Annotated in this window: 13 protein-coding genes; 6 read left to right on the top strand and 7 right to left on the bottom strand. The window is 62.8% G+C overall.

Annotated elements, in window-relative coordinates:
* Positions 1 to 67: 67 nt before the first annotated feature.
* Both EV688_RS07275 and EV688_RS07280 read right to left on the bottom strand, forming a co-directional pair.
* Complete coding sequence (locus EV688_RS07275) at positions 68 to 3,343, bottom strand: VPS10 domain-containing protein (RefSeq protein WP_117315638.1); 3,276 nt, start codon at positions 3,341 to 3,343, stop codon at positions 68 to 70.
* A gap of 116 nt (positions 3,344 to 3,459) precedes the next feature.
* Positions 3,460 to 6,558: a WD40/YVTN/BNR-like repeat-containing protein gene (locus tag EV688_RS07280; protein WP_117315636.1), complete on the bottom strand. Its 3,099-nt coding sequence runs from the start codon at positions 6,556 to 6,558 to the stop codon at positions 3,460 to 3,462.
* Positions 6,559 to 6,763: 205 nt separating this feature from the next.
* Here EV688_RS07280 and EV688_RS07285 point away from each other — a divergent pair, with 205 nt between their 5' ends.
* Positions 6,764 to 8,062, top strand: coding sequence for an aminotransferase class V-fold PLP-dependent enzyme (locus tag EV688_RS07285; protein ID WP_117315634.1), 1,299 nt, complete (start codon positions 6,764 to 6,766; stop codon positions 8,060 to 8,062).
* Positions 8,063 to 8,072: 10 nt separating this feature from the next.
* On the opposite strand, the gene EV688_RS07290 is transcribed toward EV688_RS07285, so the two are convergent.
* The gene (locus tag EV688_RS07290; RefSeq protein WP_117315632.1) at positions 8,073 to 8,519 is read right to left on the bottom strand and encodes a nuclear transport factor 2 family protein; all 447 of its coding nucleotides are present in this window, start codon (positions 8,517 to 8,519) and stop codon (positions 8,073 to 8,075) included.
* 135 nt (positions 8,520 to 8,654) lie between these two features.
* Between EV688_RS07290 and EV688_RS07295 the strand changes: the two genes are divergently transcribed.
* Positions 8,655 to 10,973: a S9 family peptidase gene (locus tag EV688_RS07295; RefSeq protein ID WP_240624251.1), complete on the top strand. Its 2,319-nt coding sequence runs from the start codon at positions 8,655 to 8,657 to the stop codon at positions 10,971 to 10,973.
* A 3-nt stretch (positions 10,974 to 10,976) separates the two neighbouring features.
* Here EV688_RS07295 and EV688_RS07300 read toward each other — a convergent pair whose 3' ends face one another.
* Positions 10,977 to 11,453, bottom strand: coding sequence for a hypothetical protein (locus EV688_RS07300; RefSeq protein WP_117315630.1), 477 nt, complete (start codon positions 11,451 to 11,453; stop codon positions 10,977 to 10,979).
* A 165-nt stretch (positions 11,454 to 11,618) separates the two neighbouring features.
* Between EV688_RS07300 and EV688_RS07305 the strand changes: the two genes are divergently transcribed.
* Entirely contained in the window at positions 11,619 to 13,376 is a 1,758-nt protein-coding gene (locus EV688_RS07305) for a sensor domain-containing phosphodiesterase (protein ID WP_117315628.1), read from the top strand.
* A 30-nt stretch (positions 13,377 to 13,406) separates the two neighbouring features.
* Here EV688_RS07305 and hrpB read toward each other — a convergent pair whose 3' ends face one another.
* Positions 13,407 to 16,097: an ATP-dependent helicase HrpB gene (gene hrpB, locus EV688_RS07310; RefSeq protein ID WP_240624250.1), complete on the bottom strand. Its 2,691-nt coding sequence runs from the start codon at positions 16,095 to 16,097 to the stop codon at positions 13,407 to 13,409.
* A gap of 107 nt (positions 16,098 to 16,204) precedes the next feature.
* On the opposite strand from hrpB, the gene pckA reads away from it, so the two are divergent.
* Entirely contained in the window at positions 16,205 to 17,824 is a 1,620-nt protein-coding gene (pckA, locus tag EV688_RS07315; protein WP_162883816.1) for a phosphoenolpyruvate carboxykinase (ATP), read from the top strand.
* Positions 17,825 to 17,864: 40 nt separating this feature from the next.
* On the opposite strand, the gene EV688_RS07320 is transcribed toward pckA, so the two are convergent.
* A complete protein-coding gene (locus EV688_RS07320) occupies positions 17,865 to 19,298 on the bottom strand; it encodes a M16 family metallopeptidase (RefSeq protein WP_240624249.1) in 1,434 nt (477 codons plus the stop codon).
* Positions 19,295 to 20,887: a M16 family metallopeptidase gene (locus EV688_RS07325; RefSeq protein WP_240624248.1), complete on the bottom strand. Its 1,593-nt coding sequence runs from the start codon at positions 20,885 to 20,887 to the stop codon at positions 19,295 to 19,297. Before EV688_RS07325 ends, EV688_RS07320 begins: the two co-directional genes overlap by 4 nt.
* A gap of 198 nt (positions 20,888 to 21,085) precedes the next feature.
* Between EV688_RS07325 and EV688_RS07330 the strand changes: the two genes are divergently transcribed.
* On the top strand, positions 21,086 to 22,486 hold the full coding sequence (locus EV688_RS07330; protein WP_205686517.1) for a GumC family protein: 1,401 nt from the start codon (positions 21,086 to 21,088) through the stop codon (positions 22,484 to 22,486).
* Entirely contained in the window at positions 22,483 to 23,097 is a 615-nt protein-coding gene (locus EV688_RS07335) for an HAD family hydrolase (RefSeq protein WP_205686516.1), read from the top strand. The genes EV688_RS07330 and EV688_RS07335 overlap by 4 nt, the downstream gene beginning before the upstream one ends.
* Positions 23,098 to 23,131: the final 34 nt, after the last annotated feature.

Below are 23,131 nucleotides of genomic sequence, written 5' to 3' on the forward strand. Positions count from 1 at the left end.
TCTGATCGGGGTCGCCGCGCGGATGCGCCGGGAGGCACACACACGCGGACAGCCCATTTGCCGGCCGTCAGCCCCCGCTGCCCTCGACATACGGGGCACCTGCCGAAACAAGCTCGCCACCGAGTTCATCCAGGGATTTCACGGCTTTTTCCAGTCGAGGCTTGATGGCACTCATTGCCTTCCTGGCAAGTTCGAGCGACGTTCTGCTCGTTTCCGTGGGACCGTACAGGGAACGGGAAATCCCCCTTTCCACCGCGAACAGCCGCTGCCCGATTGTAGTGTGGGTTTTCTCGCCCACCTCAACGCGCGCCGGGTTGCCGTTCACCTCGGCGTTCAGGGCGTGTATCTCGTCCCTGAGCGTGTGCAGCTCAAGATCCAGCCTGCCGGCATCCGCTCTCGACCGCGACAGCGCATGCTCCATGGCCTTGACCCTGGACACGGCCTTGCTCAGCTGCATGTTGATCGCGGAGGCTTCCCTCACGGCATCTTCATAGGATCGCCAGAACGCCACCACGTCCGCCTCGGACGCCCCGGGAAGTGCTCCGTCGTAAAGACGCTCGACCTCGAACTCGATCTCACCGTCCAGAAGGGTTGTCTGCCCGTCAACGCGCTTGTACAGGGACGCCGTGTATTTCCCGGGCGCCGCCATCATGGCCTTCGGGCCGTCGTCGTCGTAGCTGTCGCTCAGGCCGATAGCCTGGGGCGCCGGGTATCTCAGATCCCAGGCAATACGATGGAAGCCCTTCTCTGTCGGACCCTCAACCCGTCGAACCACGTTTCCGTCGGCATCCTTCACCAGCACGAACACACTGGGCTCTGCCTGCACGGCCTCTGCGCCAACCACGTCCCAACCGGGGAAGCCCACATCCTCGCCCGCGTCAATCAGCGGGCGCTCGGCTTCCTGCCGCGCTTCCGCATCGGTCAGCAGATCCTGCTTCAGGTGGTAGGTAAAGGTCGCCCCGAAATCCGGGTTGGGCGCCACGTAGTACGAATCGCCCTGCGAGCCTTTCATCGTGTCGAAGTTGAGGTGCGATCTGGGGATGTACCACAGCGCCTTTCGCGTGGAGTACAGCGAACCCTCTTTTTCCAGGGTCGACTCGGAGACTTCTCTCAGCACGCTGTAGTCATCGAAGATGAAGAAACCGCGACCGAAGGAAGCGCCGACCAGGTCGTTCTCACGGCGTTGAATGGCCAGGTCCCGGAAGCTGATCGTCGGAACGCCACCCTCGAGTTCGGTCCATTTACCGCCGCCATTGATCGAGAAAAAGAGTCCGAACTCGGTGGCTGCAAACAGCAGCTCCGGCTTGACATGGTCCTGCGCAAGCCGCCAGACGAGATGGTTTTCCGGCAGGTCGCCGCTGATGGATTTCCAGCTGCGGCCCCGGTCGGTGCTCTTGACGATGAAGGGCTTGTAGTCACCATACTTGTGGTTGTCCAGCGAGACATACACCGTGTCGGGATCATGCAGGTCGGCCTTGATGTCGTTGATAAAGGCCCTGGCCGGCACACCCATGCGGCTGACTTCGATCCTGCGCCAGTTCTCGCCACCATCCTCGGTAACCTGCAGAAGACCATCATCCGTGCCGGCATAGATGAGTCCCTCGACCAGGGGCGACTCGGACAGTGAGGTGATGGTGTTGTAGTTCGACATGGCCCAGACGTCCCACGGCGAATCCCAGCTCTGCCTGTTGCCCATGATGGCGATATCGAAGCGCTCTTCATCCCGGGTCAGGTCCCCCGAGATGGCCTGCCAGCTGTCACCGCGGTTATCCGACCGCCAGACACGCTGGCTCGCAAAGTACAGCCGTGATGGCTCATGGGGACTCACATGGATCGGCGCGTCCCAGTTGAAGCGTTCGTAATCCTCGCCCTCGCCCGCCTGGGGCTGTATGTCGACCACTTCACCCGTGGTCATGTCGAGCCGGGACAGATTGCCTTCCTGTCGCTCGGCGTAGACGATATCGGGATTGCCCGGCTCTGTCGCCGTGGCGTGACCATCCCAGTTCAGAACCAGTTTCCAGTCGGAATTCTGGATGCCCTGAACATTGTCCGTCCGCGACGGTCCGCCCTGGGTGCCGTTGTCCTGTGTCCCGCTGTAGATGTTGTAGAAGGGCTCGGCGTCATCGACAGAAAGCTTGTAATACTGCGTGACCGGCAGGTTGGCCATGTAGCGCCAGGTTTCCGTCAGGTCAAAGGTTTCGTAGACGCCGCCGTCCGTGCCCAGCAGGATGTAGTTGGGGTCGCTGGGCTTGAAAGCCATCGCATGGTTGTCCCCGTGGCGATACTCGCGATTCACCAGATTCCAGGTCTTGCCCCCGTCCGTGGAGTGCTTCATGGAAGCATCCATCAGGTAGAGATGGTCGAAATGGTGCGGCGAGGCATAAAGCTCCACGTAATAGTGCGGGCCGGTGCCTCCCGAAATCACCTCGGACTGCTGCTCCCAGGACTCACCGCGGTCCAGTGATTTCCACGTCCCCCCGCTTCGACGGTTGAGTTCGATAGCCGCGTAGAGAATGTCGGGATTGTGATGCGACACGGCGAGGCCGATCTTGCCCATTTTGCCTTCCGGCAGGCCATTGGTGAGCTTCGTCCAGCTGTCCCCGCCATCCTCGCTCTTGTAGATGGCGGATTTCGGACCGCCATCCATCAGTGCTGCCACCGTGCGCTGGCGCTGCCAGGTCGCGGCGTAGACTCGCTCAGGGTTTCGCGGATCAATCACGATATCGGTGACCCCGGTGAACTCCTCGTCACCCAGCGTCTTGACCCAGGTCTCGCCGCCATCGGTGGACTTGAAGAAGCCACGCTCGCCGCCGGCACTCCACAGTGGACCCTGGGCTGCCACGTACACCACGTCCGGATTCTCGGGGTGAACAATGATCTTGCCGATATGCTCGGAGCCTTTCAGCCCCATGTTTTTCCAGTTCTTGCCACCATCACTGGACTTGTAGACGCCGTCGCCAAAGCCGAAGTGACGACCGCCGCCGTGCTCTCCGGTGCCGACCCAGACGGTATTCATGTCTTCCGGATCCAGCGCGACAGCCCCGATGGAGTAGGAACCCTCGTCGTCGAAAACGGGCTCGAAGGTGGTGCCGGCATTGACGGTTTTCCAGACACCGCCTGAGCCGACCGCCACATACCACAGGCTCTCGTTCTCGGGGTGAATGGCGAGATCGGCAATGCGCCCGGACATGAACGCCGGTCCGATATTGCGCAGCTCCAGACCCTTGAAGGTCTCCTCGGACATCAGGTCCGTCGAGCCGCCCCTGCTGTTCTGCGCTGCCCCTGTCTGGACAACGCCAATCGCCAGGATCACTGCAAAAATCGTATGTAAGGTTTTTCTCATAACCATGAACCCCAAAGATCCGTTAGGTGAAAGATGGTATCTGTTATTGTAAAAATCCGGCGCCAGCCGGTCACGCAGGCTCCGAAACTCCGGCGCGACCGCAGCGATCCGGAATCTCAGTTATCGCTGATGGCCTCCAGTCCGTTTTCCGTAAGCGCGGTGTTCACCGCCGACAGGTCGCTGCTGATAACCTGCTCCAGCGTGGTCAGCTGCGCGTCCAGTTCCCCCTTGAGCAGGTCATAGACATCCAGCTGCCCCTGGGTGGGCAGGCCATCGCCGCTCTCCGCACTCTTCTGCAGGTAGGCGAGCCGGTTGTTGAGCCTGATCGGGAAATTCAGAGGATCCTGTCCGCTCACGTTCTTCACCTGATAGATGGCCTCTTCCACCGAACTCAGCTTCGCCTTGAAGTCTTCCGTGGCTTCGACCACGGGCTGCGCCGGTGAATCGCCGAGCTGTTCATCGATCTGCCCCTTCAGGTCGCGGATGCGGATGACGGCCCGGTTGGCGGCATCCACGGCATCCCTGACTTTCATTGTGAAGGCGAACTGCTGCTCGATGTGCGCATCCGGGATATCGAAGCGCGGATCGGACTTGAGCATGAAGGTCCGGGTCTGGGTATCGCCATCCACTGTCATTCTGACGGTGTATTCCCCCGGTGGTGCTATCGGACCCAGCTGTGGCCTGCCCGACCAGATGATCATGCCGTCGAAATCCGCGGCACCGGCATAGCGGTTGTTCCAGGACCACACGTTAAGCCCCTGCGCAGTCGTCGGATTGATCGGCAGGGCCCCGTACCACTGTGCGTAGGGATCGTCGATCTCTTCCGGCTCGGGCTCGGTGCCGGTCTTTTCCACGATAATGTTGCCGTCGCTATCCATAATGGCAATGCTGACTTCGTCGGCTTCTTCTGCCAGGTAATACTGAATGGAGGCTTCCTGCACCCTGCGCACGGCATACAGCGGCTCGAAAAGGTGGAACGTCTTCCCGGCCACCTCCGAGGAATACTCGCGCAGCGGCGCGATGTCGTCCAGGACATAAATGGACCGCCCGTGCGTCCCGGCCACCACGTCCTTGTCGGTTACCTGCAGGTCGGCAATCTGTGTGTCGGGCATGTTGAGCTGCAGTGAATGCCAGTTGGCCCCGTCATCGAACGACACATATACCGAGTGCTCACCGCCGGCAAACAACAGCCCCGGCTTGACGGGATCTTCCCGCACCGTGTGGATAAAGTCATCTTCACGGATACCGTCGGTAATTTTCGTCCACGACTGACCGTAGTCCGCAGTTTTCCAGATGTAGGGTTTGCGATCATCCATCTGGTAGCGCTTCACGGCGATGTATGCCGTACCGGGGTTGTGCCGCGACTCGTCGATAATGCTGACCCGCGAATGCTTCGGCAGGTCGGGCGGCGTGATGTTGTCCCAGGATTCGCCGTGATTGCGCGTGATATGCACCATGCCGTCGTCCGAGCCCGCCCAGAGCGTATTCACGTCGTGGTGCGACGGCTGCAGGGCAAAGACGGTGGCGTAGATCTCCGGCCCATTCATGTCCATGGTGATAACCCCGCCGGTCTTGCCCAGGGTTTCGGGCTCGGCGTAGGTCAGATCCGGGCTGATCTTCGACCAGCTCTGGCCCTCGTCCTCACTGACCCAGACGTGCTGCGAACTGGTGTACAGCCGGCTGGAATCCACGGGTGAGAACACGATGGGGAAAGTCCACTGCCATCTTTCCGGCAGCGCGCTCGCGGGTTCACCGGAGAAAAACCGCGGATACACCTGCACGTCGCGCAGATAGCCGGTGGAGCGGTTGAACTTCGTGAGCAGCGCGCCCTGGCTTCCCGCGTAAAACCAGTCGGGCTTGTCGGGATGCTGGGCGATATAGCCGCTCTCGCCGCCACCCACGGGATAATAGTATTCCGAGGAAGGACCCCGCGCCTGCCTGAAATCCCAGCCCTCGCTGGGAATACACATCGTGGAGTTATCCTGCTGCGCCCCGCAGACGTGATAGGGAAAATCGCTGGTGACCATGATGTGATAGAGCTGTGACGTCGGGAAATCCTGGTCCGTCCATGACTCGCCACCGTTGATGGACACGTTGCCACCGCCATCGTTGGCATTGACCATTCTCTGGGGGTTGTTCGGGTCAATCCACAGATCGTGATTGTCGCCGTGGGGAACGGTGATGGTGGTATCGAAGGTCTCACCGCCGTCAGTGGATTTGTAGAACCCGGTGTTCAGGGCGTAGACCGTGTTTTCATCTTTCGGGTCGGCGTAGATCCGCGTGTAGTAGAACGCACGTTGCCGCAGCTTTCTGTCGCTGTTGACGTGGGTCCAGGTAGCGCCGGCGTCATCGGAGCGGAAAACACCGCCGTCGGCGGATTCCACGATGGCCCACAGGCGGTCGGAATTGACCGGGGAGACGGTAATGCCGATCTTGCCCACCGGCTTTTCCGCCAGCCCCGGATTGTCGGTCAGCTCTTCCCAGGTGTCGCCGCCGTCAGTTGACTTCCAGAGGCCACTGTCGCCACCGCCACCCCACATTTTCCAGGGAGTGCGGTAGACCTCCCAGATAGTGGCGTACACCGTATCCGGATTCCTGCGGTCAATGATCAGGTCGGCACCGCCGGCCTTTTCGCTGGCAAAGAGCACCTTGTCCCAGGTTGCTCCCCCGTCCTTGCTGCGGAAAATGCCGCGTTGGTCATTCGGGCCGTAGGGATGGCCAAGCGCCGCCACGAAAACGGTATCGGGATCGGTAGGGTGAACACGGACCCGGGCAATCGCCTGTGTGTCCCGCAGACCCACGTTCTCCCAGGTCTCTCCGGCGTCCGTGGACTTGTAGACCCCGTCGCCCTGCATGATATTGCCGCGCAGCTGGGTTTCGCCGGTACCGATGTAGACGATGTCCGGGTTGGTCTCGGCCACCGCCACCGCGCCTACCGAGGAGCTGGTTATCTGGCCATCGGTTACCGGCTTCCAGTTCAGGCCACCGTCTACCGTCTTCCAGAGACCACCGCCCACGGCACCGAAGTAATACTCATTTTTCCGTCCCGGGCTGCCTGCCACGCCAAGGGAGCGGCCTCCGCGGTCTGGACCGATGTTTCGCCACTCCATGCCCTTGATGACACTCTGATCGAAACTCGCCTCCTGCGCACGGAGGCCCTCAGGCGCCGACGCAAGACAGGCACCCATCAACAGGAACGGAAGTATCTTTTTCATAAGGCGTATTCATTATCATTTTCCGGGATAGGGAACTTAGCATACAGATACGACATTTCGCCACCGGGTAGCGGCGGCGGCAAATGGGATGACCAGAAATGATTGATGGCCCGGAATCCCGGCATCTGGCAAGCTCATTCCGAGACGACCAAAGCGCCAGCTGGCAGTGAAGCGCGACGGCGCCCCGGAAACGCAGGGAGTCCCCATGAATCTCAGACGCAGACACCTCATCGCGGCGCTTGCCGCCGGCGTCGCGGCCGCACCCACACGCGGACGGCTCGCCGCAGAGCGCGTGTCGCTGCCATCCCCGCCCGAGGGCCAGAGCCCTTCCGTACTGGCCAGGAACGAGAACTACTGGCGCGAGGTGGCCAGCCATTACGACCGTAGCGACGGTATCGTGAATCTAGAGCACGGTTACTGGGGCAAGATGGCCAGACCCGTTCAGGAGGCCTATCTGGATGCCACGCGCCGGGTGAATGCCGGCAACTCGGTTTACGGTCGCAGGCACTACCCCAGCGACGTCGGGCGCTCAGTCCGCCATATCGCGCAGGCCCTCGGTGCCCATGACGACGAGATCGTCCTCACCCGCAATGCCTCCGAGGCCATACAGAATCTGATCCGCCAGTACCGGGGACTCGGCGCGGGAGATGCCGTGCTCTACGCGGATGTCGACTACCCCCAGTTCAAGACCACCATGCACTGGCTGGAGTCATCGCGCGGCGTACGCGCCGTGATGCTGGCGCTGCCGGCCCGCGCAACACAGCAGGCGATTCTCGACCGCTATCGACAGGCCTTCGACGCCCACCCGGATCTCCGGCTCATGCTTCTCACCCACGTCAGCAACCAGCACGGACTGGTGATCCCGGTCGCGGCAATTGCGGCAGAAGCAAGGCAGAGAGGCATCGATGTTATCTGCGACAGCGCGCAATCCTGGGGTCTTCTGGATTACCGCATCAGCGATCTCGGCGTGGACTGGGCGGGCTTCAACCTGCACAAGTGGATCGGCAGTCCGGTGGGCGTCGGCGCACTCTACATGCGCCGTGGAACCCTCGAAAAAATCGCCCCCTTCCCGGGCGAGGCGGATCCGGACAACACGCGTGCAGCGACGCGCATCCATATGGGAACCGCGAACTTTGCCGCCATGCTGAGCATTCCCGACGCGCTGGATTTTCATACGCTGATCGGCGGCGCCAACAAGGAGGCCCGACTACGCTACCTGCGCGGATTGTGGACCGATGAGGCAGAGCGCATGCCGCATGTCGAGGTCCTCGGTGGCGCCGACGAGGCGTCGTGGACCGGGATGGGCGCCTTTCGCCTGGCAGGCAAGTCCAGCGCCCATGACGCACAGCAGCTGCAGCAGCGCCTTGAACGGGACTTCGGCATTTTCACCGTGGTCCGCAAAGGCCTCGCCAGCGGACACTGCGTTCGGATAACGCCGCAGGTATTCACCAGCCCCCGGGAAATCATGGCGCTGACAGACGCCATGCAGCGAATTCGCGCCTAGTGCCTTGCGGCTAGGTGCGGATAAACACCTTGTTGATGATCCGCCAGTGTCCGTCCAGCTTCACGAGGGTCAGGAAATCCACGTAGTCACCATCGAAGTTGAACACCACCCGCGCAACCTGCCCCCCGGCCATGTCAATCGACAGAATATCGCCGCGTCGCTCGGTGGCCTGTCCCTGCATCCAGCGCGCCATGGCATCCGCTATCGGCTCCACCACCAGCGCGCCGGACGCATCCACGCTCTTCAGCGTCGCACTGGGGTCGAACGCCCGCTCGAGTCGATCCCGATCTACCTGGTTGATGCCCTCAAAATAATCAAACACCGTGTCGCGGATTGCCGCAAGCTCATCAGCGGCAGAGGCGGAAACGGCGGCGGTCAGACACGCGGCCAGCAGCAGCAAGCGGAGCGAACCGGTAAACGACCGACGCACCGGCCAGCGAGTCGCGGTGTATTGCATGGTAAATCTCTCCCTGCGCTCGATATTCCTGTGTCGTGACTATAGCATCGGATCCCGCCCGCGGGCGTTGACCTCAGACGCCGGCAACGCGAGACTTCATCAGATGCATTTCACCCTGCTGACAAGAGGCCTCCCATGTCCCTGCCGCCCACTGCACGCCGCATGATGCTTTTCTCTCTGGGGGCCATTGCCCTGTGGGCCACTGCCCCGGCCAAGACGGTCGCCGACGAAGACGCACGGCAGGCGAACGCAATGCTCACCAATGAAGCAATTTTCAGCACGGAAGACTACGCGGCAAAGGAGCCCGGGGCCACGCAGTGGTTGACCGCGGATAACGCCTATACCGCGCTCGAGCCCGCCCCCGGTCACGAAGAGCGTGAGGCCGGTGTCGATGAAAACGGCGAGGAGACACCGCCGCCCCAGGAGATCGTGGCCTACGATCTCGCCACCCTGGAGCGTCGCGTGCTGGTCACGACGAAGCAGCTCACGCCGGAAGGCCGGGATAGCCCGCTGGCCGTTGACGACTACGCCTGGTCCGACGACCGGCGCCGCCTGCTGATCTACACCAACAGCGAGCAGGTGTGGCGGGTGAAAAGCCGCGGCGACTACTGGGTGCTGAACCTGGACACCGGTCATCTCAGACAGCTCGGCGGTACGGATGCCGCGCCCTCCTCACTGCAGTTCGCCAAATTCTCCCCCGACGGGCGGGCCGTGGCCTATGTCCGTGACGCCGATATCTTCCTGGAGAGCGACAGCGGCGACATCCACAAACTCACGGAACGTGGCTCCGAGGCCATCATCAACGGCATCATGAGCTGGGCCTACGAGGAGGAATTCAGCATTCGCGACGGCTTCCGCTTCAGCCCCGATGGCGCACGCATCGCCTTCTGGCAGTTTGATACCTCGGGCGTTCGCGACTTTCTCATCATCGACAACACATCGGAGCTCTACCCCACCGTCACGCGCATTCCCTACCCGAAGGTGGGTGAGACGGTTTCCGCCGCGCGCATCGGCATGGTGTCGATCGAGGGTGGCGACCCTGTCTGGGTGGAACCGCCCGGCGACCCCCGGCAACATTACATTCCCCGGATGCAGTGGGCCGGCTCGAGCGATGCGGTGCTGCTGCAGCAGGTCAACCGGCGTCAGAACCGCAACCAGTTCTATTACGCCGATGCCTCAGACGGCTCGCTGACGCCGGTGCTGGTGGACGAGGAAGCCACCCACCTTGACGACTTCCACGACGTCAAGTGGCTGCAGGACGGCAAGTTCTTCACGCTCATCAGCGAGCGCAGCGGCTGGCGTCACATCTACCGGGTATCCCGCGATGGCAGTTCGCTGGTCGATCTCACTCCCGGTGACTACGACGTTGACGAACTGGTCGCCGTCAACGAGGCGGACAACGCGCTGTACTTCACGGCGTCGCCCGATGACAGCGCATCGCGCTATCTGTTCCGGACGACGCTTGATGGCAGCAATGAGGCCGCGCGCATCACGCCGGGGTCGTTCAGCGGTGATAACGTCTACGACATCGCCGACGATGGCCAGCACGCAATTCACCGGCACTCGCGCCTGCTGCAGCCGCCGCAGTACCGTCTCGTGACTCTGCCCGGCCACGCTGAACGCCGGATGCTGGAGGACAACAGCGCGCTGCGCGAACGGCTCTCGACGCTGGCGGGCGGCGATCCGGAATTCTTCAGCGTCAAGGCGCGGGACGGCCTGGTCATGGATGGCTTCATGCTTCGCCCTGCCAACGTTGACCGCAGGCAATCGTATCCCCTGCTGATGTACGTTTACGGAGAGGTTGCCGGCCAGACCGTTCGCGACCGCTGGGTCGGGGATCGCAACCTCTGGCACTGGCTCATGACCCAGCGCGGCTATGCGGTCGCCTCGATCGACAACCGGGGCACGCCCGCACTCAAGGGGCGGGACTGGCGCAAGTCGCTGTATGGCGGCATCGGCATCCTGTCTTCGCGGGATCAATACGACGGCCTGCAGGCCCTGCTTGCCAGACACGACTACCTCGACCCCGAGCGCGTGGGTATCTGGGGGCATTCCGGCGGCGGATCGATGACCCTCAACATGCTGTTCCGCCACCCCGAGGCCTACAGTGTGGGCATTTCCCGGGCGCCAGTGAGTGACCAGCGTCTGTATGACGCAATTTATCAGGAGCGCTATTCCGGGCTGCCCGACGAGCACGCCGAGGGCTATGTTCAGGGTTCACCCATTACCCACGCGGCCGGCCTCGAGGGCAAGCTGCTGCTGATTCACGGCACTGGCGACGACAATGTGCATTACCAGAGCGCCGAGCGACTGATCGACGAACTGGTGCGACTGAACAAGCCCTTTGATTTCCTTCCCTACCCGAACCGCCGGCACGCACTCACGCTGGGTGATGGCACCGAGCTGCACCTCTACTCAACAATGACGCGGTATCTCGAGGAGCACCTGAAATAGCCGTCAATCGCCCTCGCTCACGACGGCAAATGCCGTCGTCCTGCTCAGTGGGGTCGCCGCGGTCGGCGCGCCCCACTGGCAGTTCGCCCGCAGCAGATCGTTGATGATGGCGCCCAGGTCACCGTAGGCAAGCTGTTGCCGCGCTTCCTGCATGGCATCAACCCGGCTGAGGGGTTCGCCGGAATCCCAGGTGACCGACCCGGTGAGCAGAACAAAGGCCTTCTGCGTGAGCACCGCGCCCTCGATACCGATATTGCGTGGCTCTATGCTGCGAAATGTCAGCAGATCATGCGCGGAAAGCCAGATCAGCGTTTCGAAGCAGGCCTGCGACTTGCGATCCGGCAGGCCGGTCATGTCCCACTGTATCGGACCGATCAGGTCCTCCACGAGCAGCAGATGACGAACCGGAAAGACGCTGTAGAGCAGGCACAGCACCTCGGAGGTGACGTAGTGGAATTCATCGATGTTGACGGGTGACATGGATAGATTCTAGCCGTTGCAGCAGGCGATCAGAACGGGCGTGAGCCACTGCAATGAAAAAATCTGATAATTTTCTGCAGATTGCCTGTTTGACCTCACCGCCAGCTCTGCTCATCATTCAGCATTTCAGACAGATCTGCATCTGCCAGATTCGGTGTGCGGCCCATGGGCGCTTACGAAGCCAAACGACTTGCCACATTGCGACAGCTCAATCTCCTGGACACCACGCCCAGTGAGAGCTTTGATCGAATTACGAGAATGGCCAGCCGTATCTTCAATCTGCCGATTGCGGCTATTTCACTGTCTGATGAGGATCGGCAGTGGTTCAAATCCCGGGTCGGGGTAGAACATCAGGAAATACCCAGGTTCCGGGCCTGCTGTGGCGAAGTCGCGGATACCTCGGGAATGGTTGTGGTGGAGGATCTGCTGGCCTCGACCACCTATCAGAACAGCGTTCTGGCTGAATCCGGCATGCGTTTTTACGCCGGTGCACCGTTGACGACACGCGATGGCTACACCCTCGGAGCCATGTGTGTCCTGGGCACCGAGCCCCGCGTGGCAACCGAGGAGGAGCTCGACGCCCTGCGGGATCTTGCGGCAATGGTCATGGCCCAGATTGACCTCCAGCATGCGGTAGGCAGAATTGATCCGACCACCACACTCCCCAATTACCTGCAGTTTGTGGAGGACCTGGAGGATCTGGCCCGGGACCGGGCTGGAAGTACCTACTACACCCTGAGCACTGAGCTGGTGGATCTCAGTGAGGCCAGCACGCTGCAGCGGGTCATGGGGCCCTCCTATCTTGAGGAACTGTCACGCCAGGCCGGTGCACGGCTGCGGGAAAACCTGGGACAGGCGACCCGGCTCTATCACATTGGCCCGTGCCAGTTCGCGCACCTGGAAACCGGAGACGAAACCCGGGTGCTTGAGCGTGCTGAAGCACTGCGCGATGCGCTGCTCGGGCTCAGTATTGGCGAATCGTCGCCGTTCATGCTGCAGCCGGTGATCGGTATCGCCCCCTTCCGGGCCGGGGAGACCACTCCCGGCAGCGTGCTGCGGACCGCTCACAGTGCCTCCAGGGACGCCCGGGACGCAGAAATGCCGGCAGGCATCTATTCCGAGGCATCCGATGCCAGCCACCAGCGTCGTTTTGGCCTCATCACCAACTTTGGCCAGGCGCTGGAGAACGACGATCAGCTCCATATGGTCTATCAACCGCGGATAGCACTGGCCTCCGGCCGCTGCCTGGGTGCGGAGGCCCTGATCCGCTGGCGCCACAGTTCCCTGGGCAATGTTTCCCCCGGCGAATTCATTCCGCTGGTGGAGAAAACCCCCATGGCGCGAGCTCTGACCGACTGGGTACTGCGCAGCGCGATACGCCAGGCCGCCATCTGGCATGAACAGAATCGCGGGTTGCGGATCTCGATCAACATTGCCGCATCAAATCTGGAAGAAAGCGATTTTACGGCACGTGTTATTGACTACCTTGACGCCGAGCAGCTTCCCTGCACGGCGATCGAGCTAGAGCTGACGGAAAGCGGGTTGATAGGCAATGGGCGCGCCGCCAGAGAGCAGCTCAAAGCGCTGATGGAAACCGGCATCAGGATCGCCATCGACGATTTCGGCACTGGCTACAGCAGTCTGGCCTACCTGCAGAAGATTCCGGCACACATCGTCAAGATTGACCGATCCTTCATCGATGGGCTTGAGCACAGGGAGCGCAGCCAGACCCTCGTTCGATCGCTCATTTCCATGGCCCACGATCTCGGCTACGGCGTGGTTGCCGAGGGCGTCGAAACCCGGAAATGTCACGACTTCCTGGCGTCTCTTGGCTGCGACGAAGTGCAGGGATACCTGTTCGCCGCCCCACTCACGCCCGGGGATTTCGAGCGCTGGCTGAAAGATCGTGACGCCCCGGGGTGACCCTGGAATTGGCAGATTCCAGCGCCGCCCCTACCCCGAGGTCCCGGAAGCACGCTTTTTCGTATGCGCCGTGGCGACCGCCTGCAGCGGGTCGTCGGGCCAGGGATGTTTCGGGTAACGGCCCCTCATCTCCTTCCTGACCGCGTCATAGCCGTCGTTCCAGAAGCTGACCAGGTCCTGGGTCACCTGCAGCGGCCTCCCCGCCGGGGAGAGCAGGTGCACCACAAGCGCCAGCCGCCCCTCGGCAAGCGTCGGTGTCTCGCGGGCGCCGAACATTTCCTGCAGCTTCACCGGCAGCACCGGCGGCTGCTGTGAATAGTCGATCTTCACGCGGGATCCCGATGGCACCTCGCAGCGTTCTGGCAACCAGCGATCGAGCTGCTGCTGTTGCGCAAAGCTTAGCCGGGCCTTCAACGCACCGATGAGGTCAATCTTCTTCAGATCGGACAGCTTTTTTACCGGCGCGAGATAGAGCGCCAGCCAGTCGCTTACGGTGTCACACAGCGCTTGCCGGTCAAAGGCAGGCCAGTCGGTAACCAGCGATGCCATCAGCGCGGCGCGGGCGCGGTAATTCTCCGCCTCGCTTGTCCAGGGAAGATTGTCCAGGTCCGCTTCGGCAATCAGCGCCAGCAGGCCGTCGACGCGCTGATCAGCCGTGACCTCGCTCAGCGTTTCGCTCGCCAGCAGCAGTGCGCCAATGCGCCGCTGGCGTTCGGCGACAAACAGGCCACTCTGACGATCCCAGCCCACCCGTGTCTGTTCCCGCAGCAGCGGCGCCAGCTGCGATGAGAACAGCTGAACATCCAGTGGCGCTGCCGCGCGAATCGTGTCGCTGCGTCCACCCGACATACCGCTGACTTCCGCTACCGCGAGCCACTTTTCCCGCTGCAGCGGTGATGCCGACTCAAAACGGGCGCTACGACCATTGCTGAGCTGATATGCCCCGCTATGCCGCCGCCGCGCAATGCGGTCCGGGTAGGCGCAGGCCAGCAGATAGCCGGTGACCTGCGCATCGTCGGGTCGCGCAGGCAGCGCCGGCAGAGAGACCTCGCCGTCCGGCAGCTGCCGGCGCAATTGCGCGGCAACCTCGCGCGTACGTGCCACCCAGGGCTTCAGCCGCCCCGGTGAGGAAGCGTCACCGTCCAGCAGGTCCAGCCAGCCCCGCAGATCCGCTGACTCTCCCTGCCGTGGCAGGCCCTCGGAGAGCGCTGCAGCGATCAGACTGGCGTGTCGCGCCGCCGCAATATCGCGACCTGCGAGCAGCAGGTGCGCCAGGCGCGGATGCACGGCGAGCCCCGCCATGGCGTTACCGTAGGGCGTCATTCGCCGCTTTCCGGGTTCGCCTGCTATCGCCCCCAAAGCTGCCAGAAGATCCACCGCCTGGGCAAAGGCTCCGGCCGGGGGTGGCGTCAGCCAGTCAAGTTCATCCGCACTGTAGATTCCGAAGGCGAACAGCTGCAGCACCAGCGGCGCCAGATCGGCTACCTCAATGCCGGCACTGCGCTCCCGACTCAACTGTGCCTGGCGGGACTCACTCCACAGCCGGTAGCAGAAGCCCGGACGCAGGCGTCCGGCGCGGCCGGCACGCTGCACCGCAGATGCCTGGGAAATGGCCTGCGTGTGCAGGCGGCTCATGCCGCTGCCCGGGTCGAAGCGCGCCTGGCGCTCGAGTCCGGCATCCACCACCACATCCACGCCGTCAATGGTCAGGCTGGTTTCTGCCACATTGGTTGCCAGCACCACCTTTCGGATGCCCGCGGGACAGGGCGCGATAGCGCGACGCTGCGCCGACATGTCCAGATCGCCGTACAGCGGGTGCACCTGGGTACCCGCCGGCAGTGACAGGCCCGCCGCGACACGGTGAATCTCTCCACGCCCGGGAAGAAAGGCCAGCACACTGCTCTGCGGGTGGTCGCGGCAGACCGTCTCCAGCGCTGCGACCATGCTGTCGACCACGGATTCGCGCGGCCTGAGCGCTGCCCCATAGCGCAGCGTGACCGGATACTGGCGACCCTCGCAGCGTATCCTCGGCGCGTCGAGATAGTGCTCCAGCGAGGCATCTCCCAGCGTTGCGGACATGACGATAATGCGAGCTGCGTTGGCGGCCTCGAACGTGGCGCGACCGTGCAGCGCCAGGGCCAGACCGAGATCGGCATCGACCGAGCGCTCATGGAACTCATCGAAGATCAGCAGCCCCACGCTCTCCAGTGCCGGATCCTCCCGCAACATGCGCAGCAGGATGCCCTCGGTAATCACCTCGATACGGGTGCGCGCGCTGACCCTGCTGTCGAGGCGGATACGGTAACCTACGGTTTCGCCAGGCGCTTCGCCGAGGAGCTCCGCCATGCGCGCGGCCGCAGTGCGCGCTGCGAGACGCCGCGGCTGCAGGATGACAATGCGCCGGCCCGCCAGCCAGGGCTCATCCAGCAGCGCCAGCGGTACCACGGTGGTCTTGCCGGCACCCGGCGGCGCCTCGAGCAGCAGGGTATCGTGTCCGATCAGCGCCGCACGGATGTCGCCAATGACGGCCTGAATCGGCAGTGCGTTGTCGACGGCGGAAAGCGTCATGGTCTGGGCATCAGGATCGTGGCACCTGCGATAATGTGCTGTGCGAATCCTCGCCAGCATAGCAAGCGCCTGCCGCCGCGGCATCCCGGTTTTCAGTATCGGGTGCCACGTCGCCAGGGGACCACGCACCGAGCGCTTGTTCGCGCCGGTCATGACCTGGATCAATGTGCAGCATAGGCGCTGATCCCCGCGTTTTGTATGATGAAGAGAGTCTTCGAGACAGCTGCGGCACTGATTGCCGACATTCCAGGAGAACACGCATGGCCACTGATATCGCCAGCAACATCGACCTGTCACCCCACGGCATCCGCAACGTGCAGGAGATCGTGCACAACCCTTCCTATGAGCAGCTGTTTGCGGAAGAAACCCGTGCGGATCTGGAGGGCTACGAAAAAGGGGTCGTCACGCGGTCGGGCGCCGTCGCGGTGCGCACCGGCGTCTTCACCGGACGCTCGCCGAAGGACAAGTTTATCGTCTACGACGACGTGAGCAAAGAGCATCTGTGGTGGACATCCGAGGGAACGCCGAACGACAACAAGCCCTTGACGCCGGAAGTCTGGAAAGCCCTGAAAGCCCGCGTTGCCGAGCAGCTCTCGGGGAAACGGCTGTTCGTCGTCGATACCTTTTGCGGCGCCAATCCGCAGGTACGCATGAAAGTGCGCTTTGTCGTCGAAGTGGCCTGGCAGGCGCATTTTGTGAAGAACATGTTCATCCGCCCAACCGGGGAGGAGCTGGCAAACTACGGGGAACCCGATTTCGTCGTGCTCAACGGCTCCAAGACGAGCAACCCCGACTGGCGGGAGCACGGCATGAATTCCGAGGTCTTCACCGTGTTCAATATGACCGAGAGAATGCAGGTGATCGGCGGCACCTGGTACGGCGGCGAAATGAAGAAAGGCATGTTCGCGATGATGAACTACTACCTGCCGCTGGATCACATGCCTGCCATGCACTGCAGTGCCAACATGGGGGAGTCCGGGGATGTCGCCATTTTCTTCGGACTCTCGGGCACCGGCAAGACGACCCTCTCGACAGACCCCAAGCGCCGCCTCATCGGCGATGACGAGCACGGCTGGGACGACGAGGGCATCTTCAACTTCGAAGGCGGCTGCTACGCGAAGACCATCGACCTGGATCCGGACAGCGAACCCGACATCTACCGCGCCATCCGGCGCGACGCACTGCTTGAGAACGTGGTGATCGATGACCAGGGAAACGTCAATTACTTCGATCACTCGATCACCGAGAACGGTCGCGTCTCCTACCCGATCTACCACATCGAGAATATCGTCAAGCCCGTGTCCCGAGGCGGCCATGCGAAAAAAGTGATCTTCCTGACGGCCGATGCCTTTGGCGTCCTGCCACCTGTATCAAAGCTCACCCGGGATCAGGCCAAGTACCATTTCCTGTCGGGTTTTACGGCAAAACTCGCCGGTACCGAGCGCGGTATCACCGAGCCCGTGCCAACCTTTTCCGCCTGCTTCGGCAAGGCTTTTCTCACACTGCACCCAGTGCGCTACGCCGAGGAACTGGCGTCGAAGATGGATGCCGTCGGGGCCGAGGCCTATCTGGTGAATACCGGCTGGAACGGCTCGGGCAAGCGCATCTCGATCAAGGATACCCGTCGCATTATCGATGTGATCCTGGACGGTTCGATCGAGGACGCCAAAACCACGACAATACCGGTATTCAATCTGGCGGTGCCGACCGCGCTGCCCGGTGTCGACACGGGTATTCTCGATCCCCGTGACACCTACGCCGACGCGGCCCTGTGGGAGAAGAAGGCGCGGGATCTCGCGTCGCGGTTCATCGACAACTTCGCACAGTACACGGATACCGAGGGTGGCGCGGCACTGGTGCCTTCAGGGCCGCAGCTGTAAGAACCGCGGACCCTGACTCTGGCAGGTCACTGATGACCGGCTATCGGCGCGGCGACTTGCCGTAGTCCTCCAGCTGGGCCTCCCCTTCCATGGCCGGGGCGCGGCGGATCCTGTCCAGCGGACCCACCACCGCAATCGTCATGCGGTCGGGATGAATGTATTTCCGCGCCGCGGCCTGAACCTCCTCCGCGGTAACAGCGGCGATACGCGCCGGGTAGCTCGCTGACCTATCATGGCTGCCGTTGCGCAGCCATTCCACCGCATAAGCGTTGGCGGCATCCAGGCCTGTCGCGTAGCGCTCGGCATAGATACCGTCGACCAACGCTCCCTTGGCGACAAACAGCTCGTCCTCAGTCACCCGGGTATCCCGCATCAGCGCGAGCTGCCGGAAGGTCACGTCAACCAGCAGGCGCACCGCCTCCGGACGCCCATAGGTGCGGAAGGTGTAGGACCCGGGGCCACGAACGCCAGGCTGCAGGAAGGAGCTGTTGTCGTTGGTCAGGCCCCGCAGTTCCCGTGAGCTACGGTAAAGGCGGGAATCGAGGTGGTAAGCACCGAGAATGTAGTCCATGACGTGCAGTGCCGCTTCGTCCTCCGGGGGAATCGCCGGCAGTTCGTGTCCGATCACTACCCATCCCTGATCCCGATCGACGTCGGCCAGTAACAGTGAGCGCGAGGTCATCGGGGCGAGCGGCTCGAACACGGACCCGGCGTCTTTGCGGCCGTCGGTAATCCCCGCAAACAATTCGCGGATCTGCCGGCGGGCAGCGGCCGGATCAATATCCCCGGCAACGGCCAGCGTGATATTCCCCCCGCCAGCCATCTCCTCATGGAGGGCTTTTGCCCCTGCGCTGGAACCGTCTGCGCGGCGTCCGAACGCATGCCCCTCAAACAGCCTGCTCTCAAACAGGTCGATGGCGCCCTGCAGTGAGGACGCGTAATCGATGCCGCCAGCGACGCCAGCGGACGCCTCACTGACGGATGGGCCTGCCGCCTGGGGTGCAAAGGCCGGCGCACGAATCACGCTCGCCATCAGCTCCAGCGCTGCGCTGGCATCTTCGGCGAGGACATCCAGGGATAGCTGCGTCTCCTCGTGCCCGAGCGTCACCGTATACTCGGCCTGCATGTCAGCGAGCGCGGCGCGGAACGCCGCCTGCGTCATGCCTGCCGGGCCGCGCCGCAGCGCCGCCGCCATCGCTTCGGCGCTACCGGGCGCCCCGTGGCCACTGCCCGCACCGATGTAGGCATTGATGGTGACCAGCGGCGCACGCCGGTCCTCGGCCACGTAAGCAACGAGACCGTTGTCGAGCACCAGCTGCAGGTCGGCGGCCGCGGGACGCTGGAACGCCGGCGCCGGCAGGGACATCGCCTTTGGATGCGTGTAGTCCTGGGCAGCTGCCGGCGCAGCTGCCAGCCATACAGTCATCTGTGCACAGACCAGCGTCGCGCTGAATAACCCTGCAAACCGTCTCATCGCATTGCCTCCGCGTGGGTCGGATTGCTGCGCGAGCGAGCGATGCCCACGGTCCGATTGTCGTCGATGAAATAGCGCTCACCCAGCCGTGCAATATCTGACGCTGTGGTGGTGTCGCGCGCTTCGAGATAACCCTGCAGCGTCTGCCACCGGTCCATGGTCTGGAAGTGGCCGATTTCAAAGGCCAGAGCGCTGGCATCGCGGGCCGTCCGGTACCAGTCTGCGCGCAGCGCTTTCTGCGCGCGAGCCACCTCTTCCCGCGTCGGCGCCTGCGTGAGTGAGTCGAGCGTTGATGCCAGCAGTGTCTCGGCGTCAGCCAGCTGGGCTTCGTTATCCAGGATCAGTTCAAAGTTGATGGTCGCCGGCACGCCGAATCGATCGGTATGGATCACCCGGGTATTGACGTTCACCCTCGCACCGATGCCCTCCTCGCTGGCAGCCGCAGAGAGCCGCGCAGACGCAATCCTGCCCAGGACATCAAAGGCCGGTCGATCCGGGTGGCCCACACCCGGGATCAGGTAGCGATGCTCCACACGCGGCTCGATATCGTCGTTGCGGTAAACCAGTCGCCGCTCTGCCGCAGGACGCGGTTCCACGGCCGGCGTGCGTGTCGGCTCCGGCGCTGCCTCCATCCAGCCGAAATAATGCTCGACCCGCGGAATCATCGCCTCAAGGGAGACCCCGCCAATCAGCACGATGGTTGAATTGTTGACCACGAAATACTCTTCATACAGATCGCGCTGGGATGTTCGCGTGTACTCGAAAAAGTCGGTCATGTAACCCTCGGGCCAGAACACCGGGTGAATGAGGCCGGTCATTGCGCTCATCTGTTCGTAGTAGGGGGTCGACGGGCTGTTGAGGTCACCGAGGCGCTGCTCTACCAGAATCATGCGCTCCTGCTCGAACTCGCGGAAGACGGTGTTGACCATGCGATCCGCCTCGACGCGAAAGAACAGATCAATGCGCTCCACCGGCAGATTAATGTCAAACTTCATGTACTCCTGCTCGGTGGTGGCCGTCAGGTTGGTGCCGCCGAAGGCCTGATACCAGCGATTGGGTGCGCCGCCGAGTCGGTACTTCGTGCTTTCGGCCTCCAGTGCCGCAAGCTGCGCACGCAGCTCGGCCATGCGCGGCGTCTCTGCCTGATGCTGATAGCTATCGATGGCGCCGCGCTGGCGAATGACGTTGCGCGCCCGGTTCTTCTCCTCGATAAGCGCCGCCTCCACCGCTTTCATGCGTTCACGGATGGGCTGCTCCTGTCCCCAGTCCGTGGTTCCCAGGGTGGGCGTACCCTTGAACATCAGGTGTTCCTGGAAGTGCGCGGCACCGAGACGCCCCGGGGTTTCGTGAATGGCACCCATGTCGGTGAAAATCTTTGCCGCAACACGCGGATCCCCGGGGCGCTCCAGCACCAGCAGCCGCAGGCCATTATCGAAGACATGCTCCCTGATCGGCAGGTCGTAGCGCGAATCGGCGTTTGCAACACCCACGAACAGCGCGGTGGCGCCTGCGACAAGCAGCGCCGGAAACCAGCCACTGAGAAAGCGGGGAATGACGGCGGGTTCGTCAGAGGCAGTCAAATGAGTCACGATAACAATTCACCATGCAGGGAAGAGGCTCGAGCTTATGGAGGGGACACGAGTATTGTCAAGCGAGGCACCGGGCCCCGGAAATCTGCATTGCCGATCACGCGGCAACATCAGCCGCAACGCGCATATCGTGCGTCAGGAGGGCCGATGGCCTAGACTGAGCGCTGAGTTCCCACGTCCCGACGCCAGGTAATCTGCATGGTTTTCGTGAGAGACGGCGCGCACAGCGCCAGCCTGACCCCCGATACCGACACTAGCTGGCACGGCAGGAGTCGCCGGCGTGTCTTCGCGCGCACCACGCTCGCCGTGCTGGCGGCAGGCCTGCTGTTCACCCTGCTCCAGCCGACGCGCTATGAGAGTACGGCTACCGTCCTGATGAGCGCCCCCACCGCCATCGATGAGCAGCTGCTCGAAGCAGACGTCCAGGGCGTGGCCATTCAGCGGCGGACGCTGACGGGGAGCGAGATCACCCGGCGCCTCGCCGACGTTCTCGCCGAGGATTACGGTTTCATGCTGACGCCGCTGGAAGTGCGCGCCATCCTCGACGTACGGCCCGTGCCAGAGACCAATCTGCTGGAGCTGGCGGCGGTCGGCTCAGAGCCGGAGCAACTGCCGGTAATGCTGGAACACTGGATCGAGGTCTACACCGGCATTCGCGCCCGCGAGATCGAGGCGCGCAAGGCGCAGACGCTGACAGAGGTCGACGACGAGCTGACAGGCCTCGCGGGACGACTGGAAGCCGCCCGCGACGCCCTGGAACGTTACCGGCGGGAAAACGACATCATCTCCATGGAGCGGCAGGAAAACGCGGTGCTGTCGCAGCTTGACGGGCTCAATACCGCACTCAACCGCGCCATCGAAGAGGAAGTGCGCAGCAAATCCTATCTCGATACGCTCAGGGCTTCCCTGGCTGCGGGGGAGCAGGTGGTGCCGGAGAACGAGCGCAGTGATGTCAGCGCCATGTCCCAGTCGCTGGCGGAGCTGCGGGCACGACTCGAAGAGCTGCGCGCACGCTACACGGACGACTATATCCGCAAGGCGCCTCAGCTACGGGAAATTCCGCAACAGATTGCCAAACTGGAGGCAGATCTCGCCAACGCCTATTCGCAGGGTAGCCAGGCCGAGCTCGCCAACGCCGAACGCGCCTGGCGAGCCGCGCGGGAGTCAGTGGCGAATCTCGAGAACCGTCTGTCGCAGCACAAGAGCGCCGTCGCCGAATTCAATACCATCTACGCAAAGCACCAGGCACTGGTAGAGGATCTCGCCCGGCTGGAAGAGCTCAACCGGGAAACTCAGGCCAGGCAGGTACAGATCTCCGTCAGTCAGGTAGAGAAATATCCCCAGGTGTCCGTGATCGACTGGCCGGCCCCCGAGGCGGAGAGGACAGGGCCTCCCTACGCCCTGCTCCTGGGGGGATCTGCTCTGGCATCCATCCTGGCGGGCATCTTCGGCGTATGGTTATACAGTTATCTGCATCCCAGGCCTGTGGCGAGTCAGGTGGTCACCCTCTCGGGGGTGACCCTTTACCCTGGGGACAGCGAGCGGGCGCTTGAGCAGGATGCCCGGCAACCGGAAAGACTGACGAGAGACAGAATGTGATTGCAGCAGCCGCACCGCCCCGCGCCGTGATCTTCGATCTCGATGGTACGCTCGCGGACTCCCGTCTCGACTTCGCCGCCATCCGTCGCGAGGCGGACGTGCCCGACGGCATCGGCCTGCTGGAACACATCGACGGACTGGACTGCCCCGACGCGCGTGATCGCGTGGCAGCGATTGTCGACCGGCATGAAATGGCCGGGGCGGAGGCGGCAACCTGGATCCACGGGGCGGAACAGGTACTGCATGGCCTGCACCATCGCGGCCTGCCCACCGCCATTGTGACGCGCAATTCCCGTGCCGCAGCCATGCGCACCATGCAACGCCTGCTGATGCCGCAGATGCCGCTCAAGGCCCGGGAAGACGCGCCGCCCAAGCCGGACCCCAGCGCCCTGCTGGCGCTGGCGAAAGACTGGGAACTGCCACCGGCGGAGATCGCCTTCGTGGGCGACTTTCACTACGACATCGAAGCCGCGCAGCGCGCGGGCATGATACCCATGCTGTTCACCGCAGGCGTGCAGCCCGACACGCCGGCGGTGGGGTACCTCCTGCTGCCGGTATTCGAGAGGCTTCTGGACTGGATCGATCGCGGTCGTGTCGATGCGGGGGCCTGAGGGACCCCGGACCCACAACAACCTGAAAGGAATG

This window comes from Chromatocurvus halotolerans (assembly GCF_004340525.1).
In the GTDB taxonomy this organism is placed as follows: Bacteria; Pseudomonadota; Gammaproteobacteria; order Pseudomonadales; family Halieaceae; genus Chromatocurvus; species Chromatocurvus halotolerans.

What these genes read in the sequence shown, in the direction of transcription:
- EV688_RS07280 (WP_117315636.1), bottom strand. Translation starts at nt 6,558, where the DNA reads ATGAAAAAGATACTTCCGTTCCTGTTGATGGGTGCCTGTCTTGCGTCG.
- EV688_RS07275 (WP_117315638.1), bottom strand. Translation starts at nt 3,343, where the DNA reads ATGAGAAAAACCTTACATACGATTTTTGCAGTGATCCTGGCGATTGGC.
- hrpB (WP_240624250.1), bottom strand. Translation starts at nt 16,097, where the DNA reads ATGACCGGCGCGAACAAGCGCTCGGTGCGTGGTCCCCTGGCGACGTGG.
- EV688_RS07300 (WP_117315630.1), bottom strand. Translation starts at nt 11,453, where the DNA reads ATGTCACCCGTCAACATCGATGAATTCCACTACGTCACCTCCGAGGTG.
- EV688_RS07285 (WP_117315634.1), top strand. Translation starts at nt 6,764, where the DNA reads ATGAATCTCAGACGCAGACACCTCATCGCGGCGCTTGCCGCCGGCGTC.
- EV688_RS07290 (WP_117315632.1), bottom strand. Translation starts at nt 8,519, where the DNA reads ATGCAATACACCGCGACTCGCTGGCCGGTGCGTCGGTCGTTTACCGGT.
- EV688_RS07330 (WP_205686517.1), top strand. Translation starts at nt 21,086, where the DNA reads ATGGTTTTCGTGAGAGACGGCGCGCACAGCGCCAGCCTGACCCCCGAT.
- EV688_RS07320 (WP_240624249.1), bottom strand. Translation starts at nt 19,298, where the DNA reads ATGAGACGGTTTGCAGGGTTATTCAGCGCGACGCTGGTCTGTGCACAG.
- EV688_RS07305 (WP_117315628.1), top strand. Translation starts at nt 11,619, where the DNA reads ATGGGCGCTTACGAAGCCAAACGACTTGCCACATTGCGACAGCTCAAT.
- pckA (WP_162883816.1), top strand. Translation starts at nt 16,205, where the DNA reads ATGGCCACTGATATCGCCAGCAACATCGACCTGTCACCCCACGGCATC.
- EV688_RS07295 (WP_240624251.1), top strand. Translation starts at nt 8,655, where the DNA reads ATGTCCCTGCCGCCCACTGCACGCCGCATGATGCTTTTCTCTCTGGGG.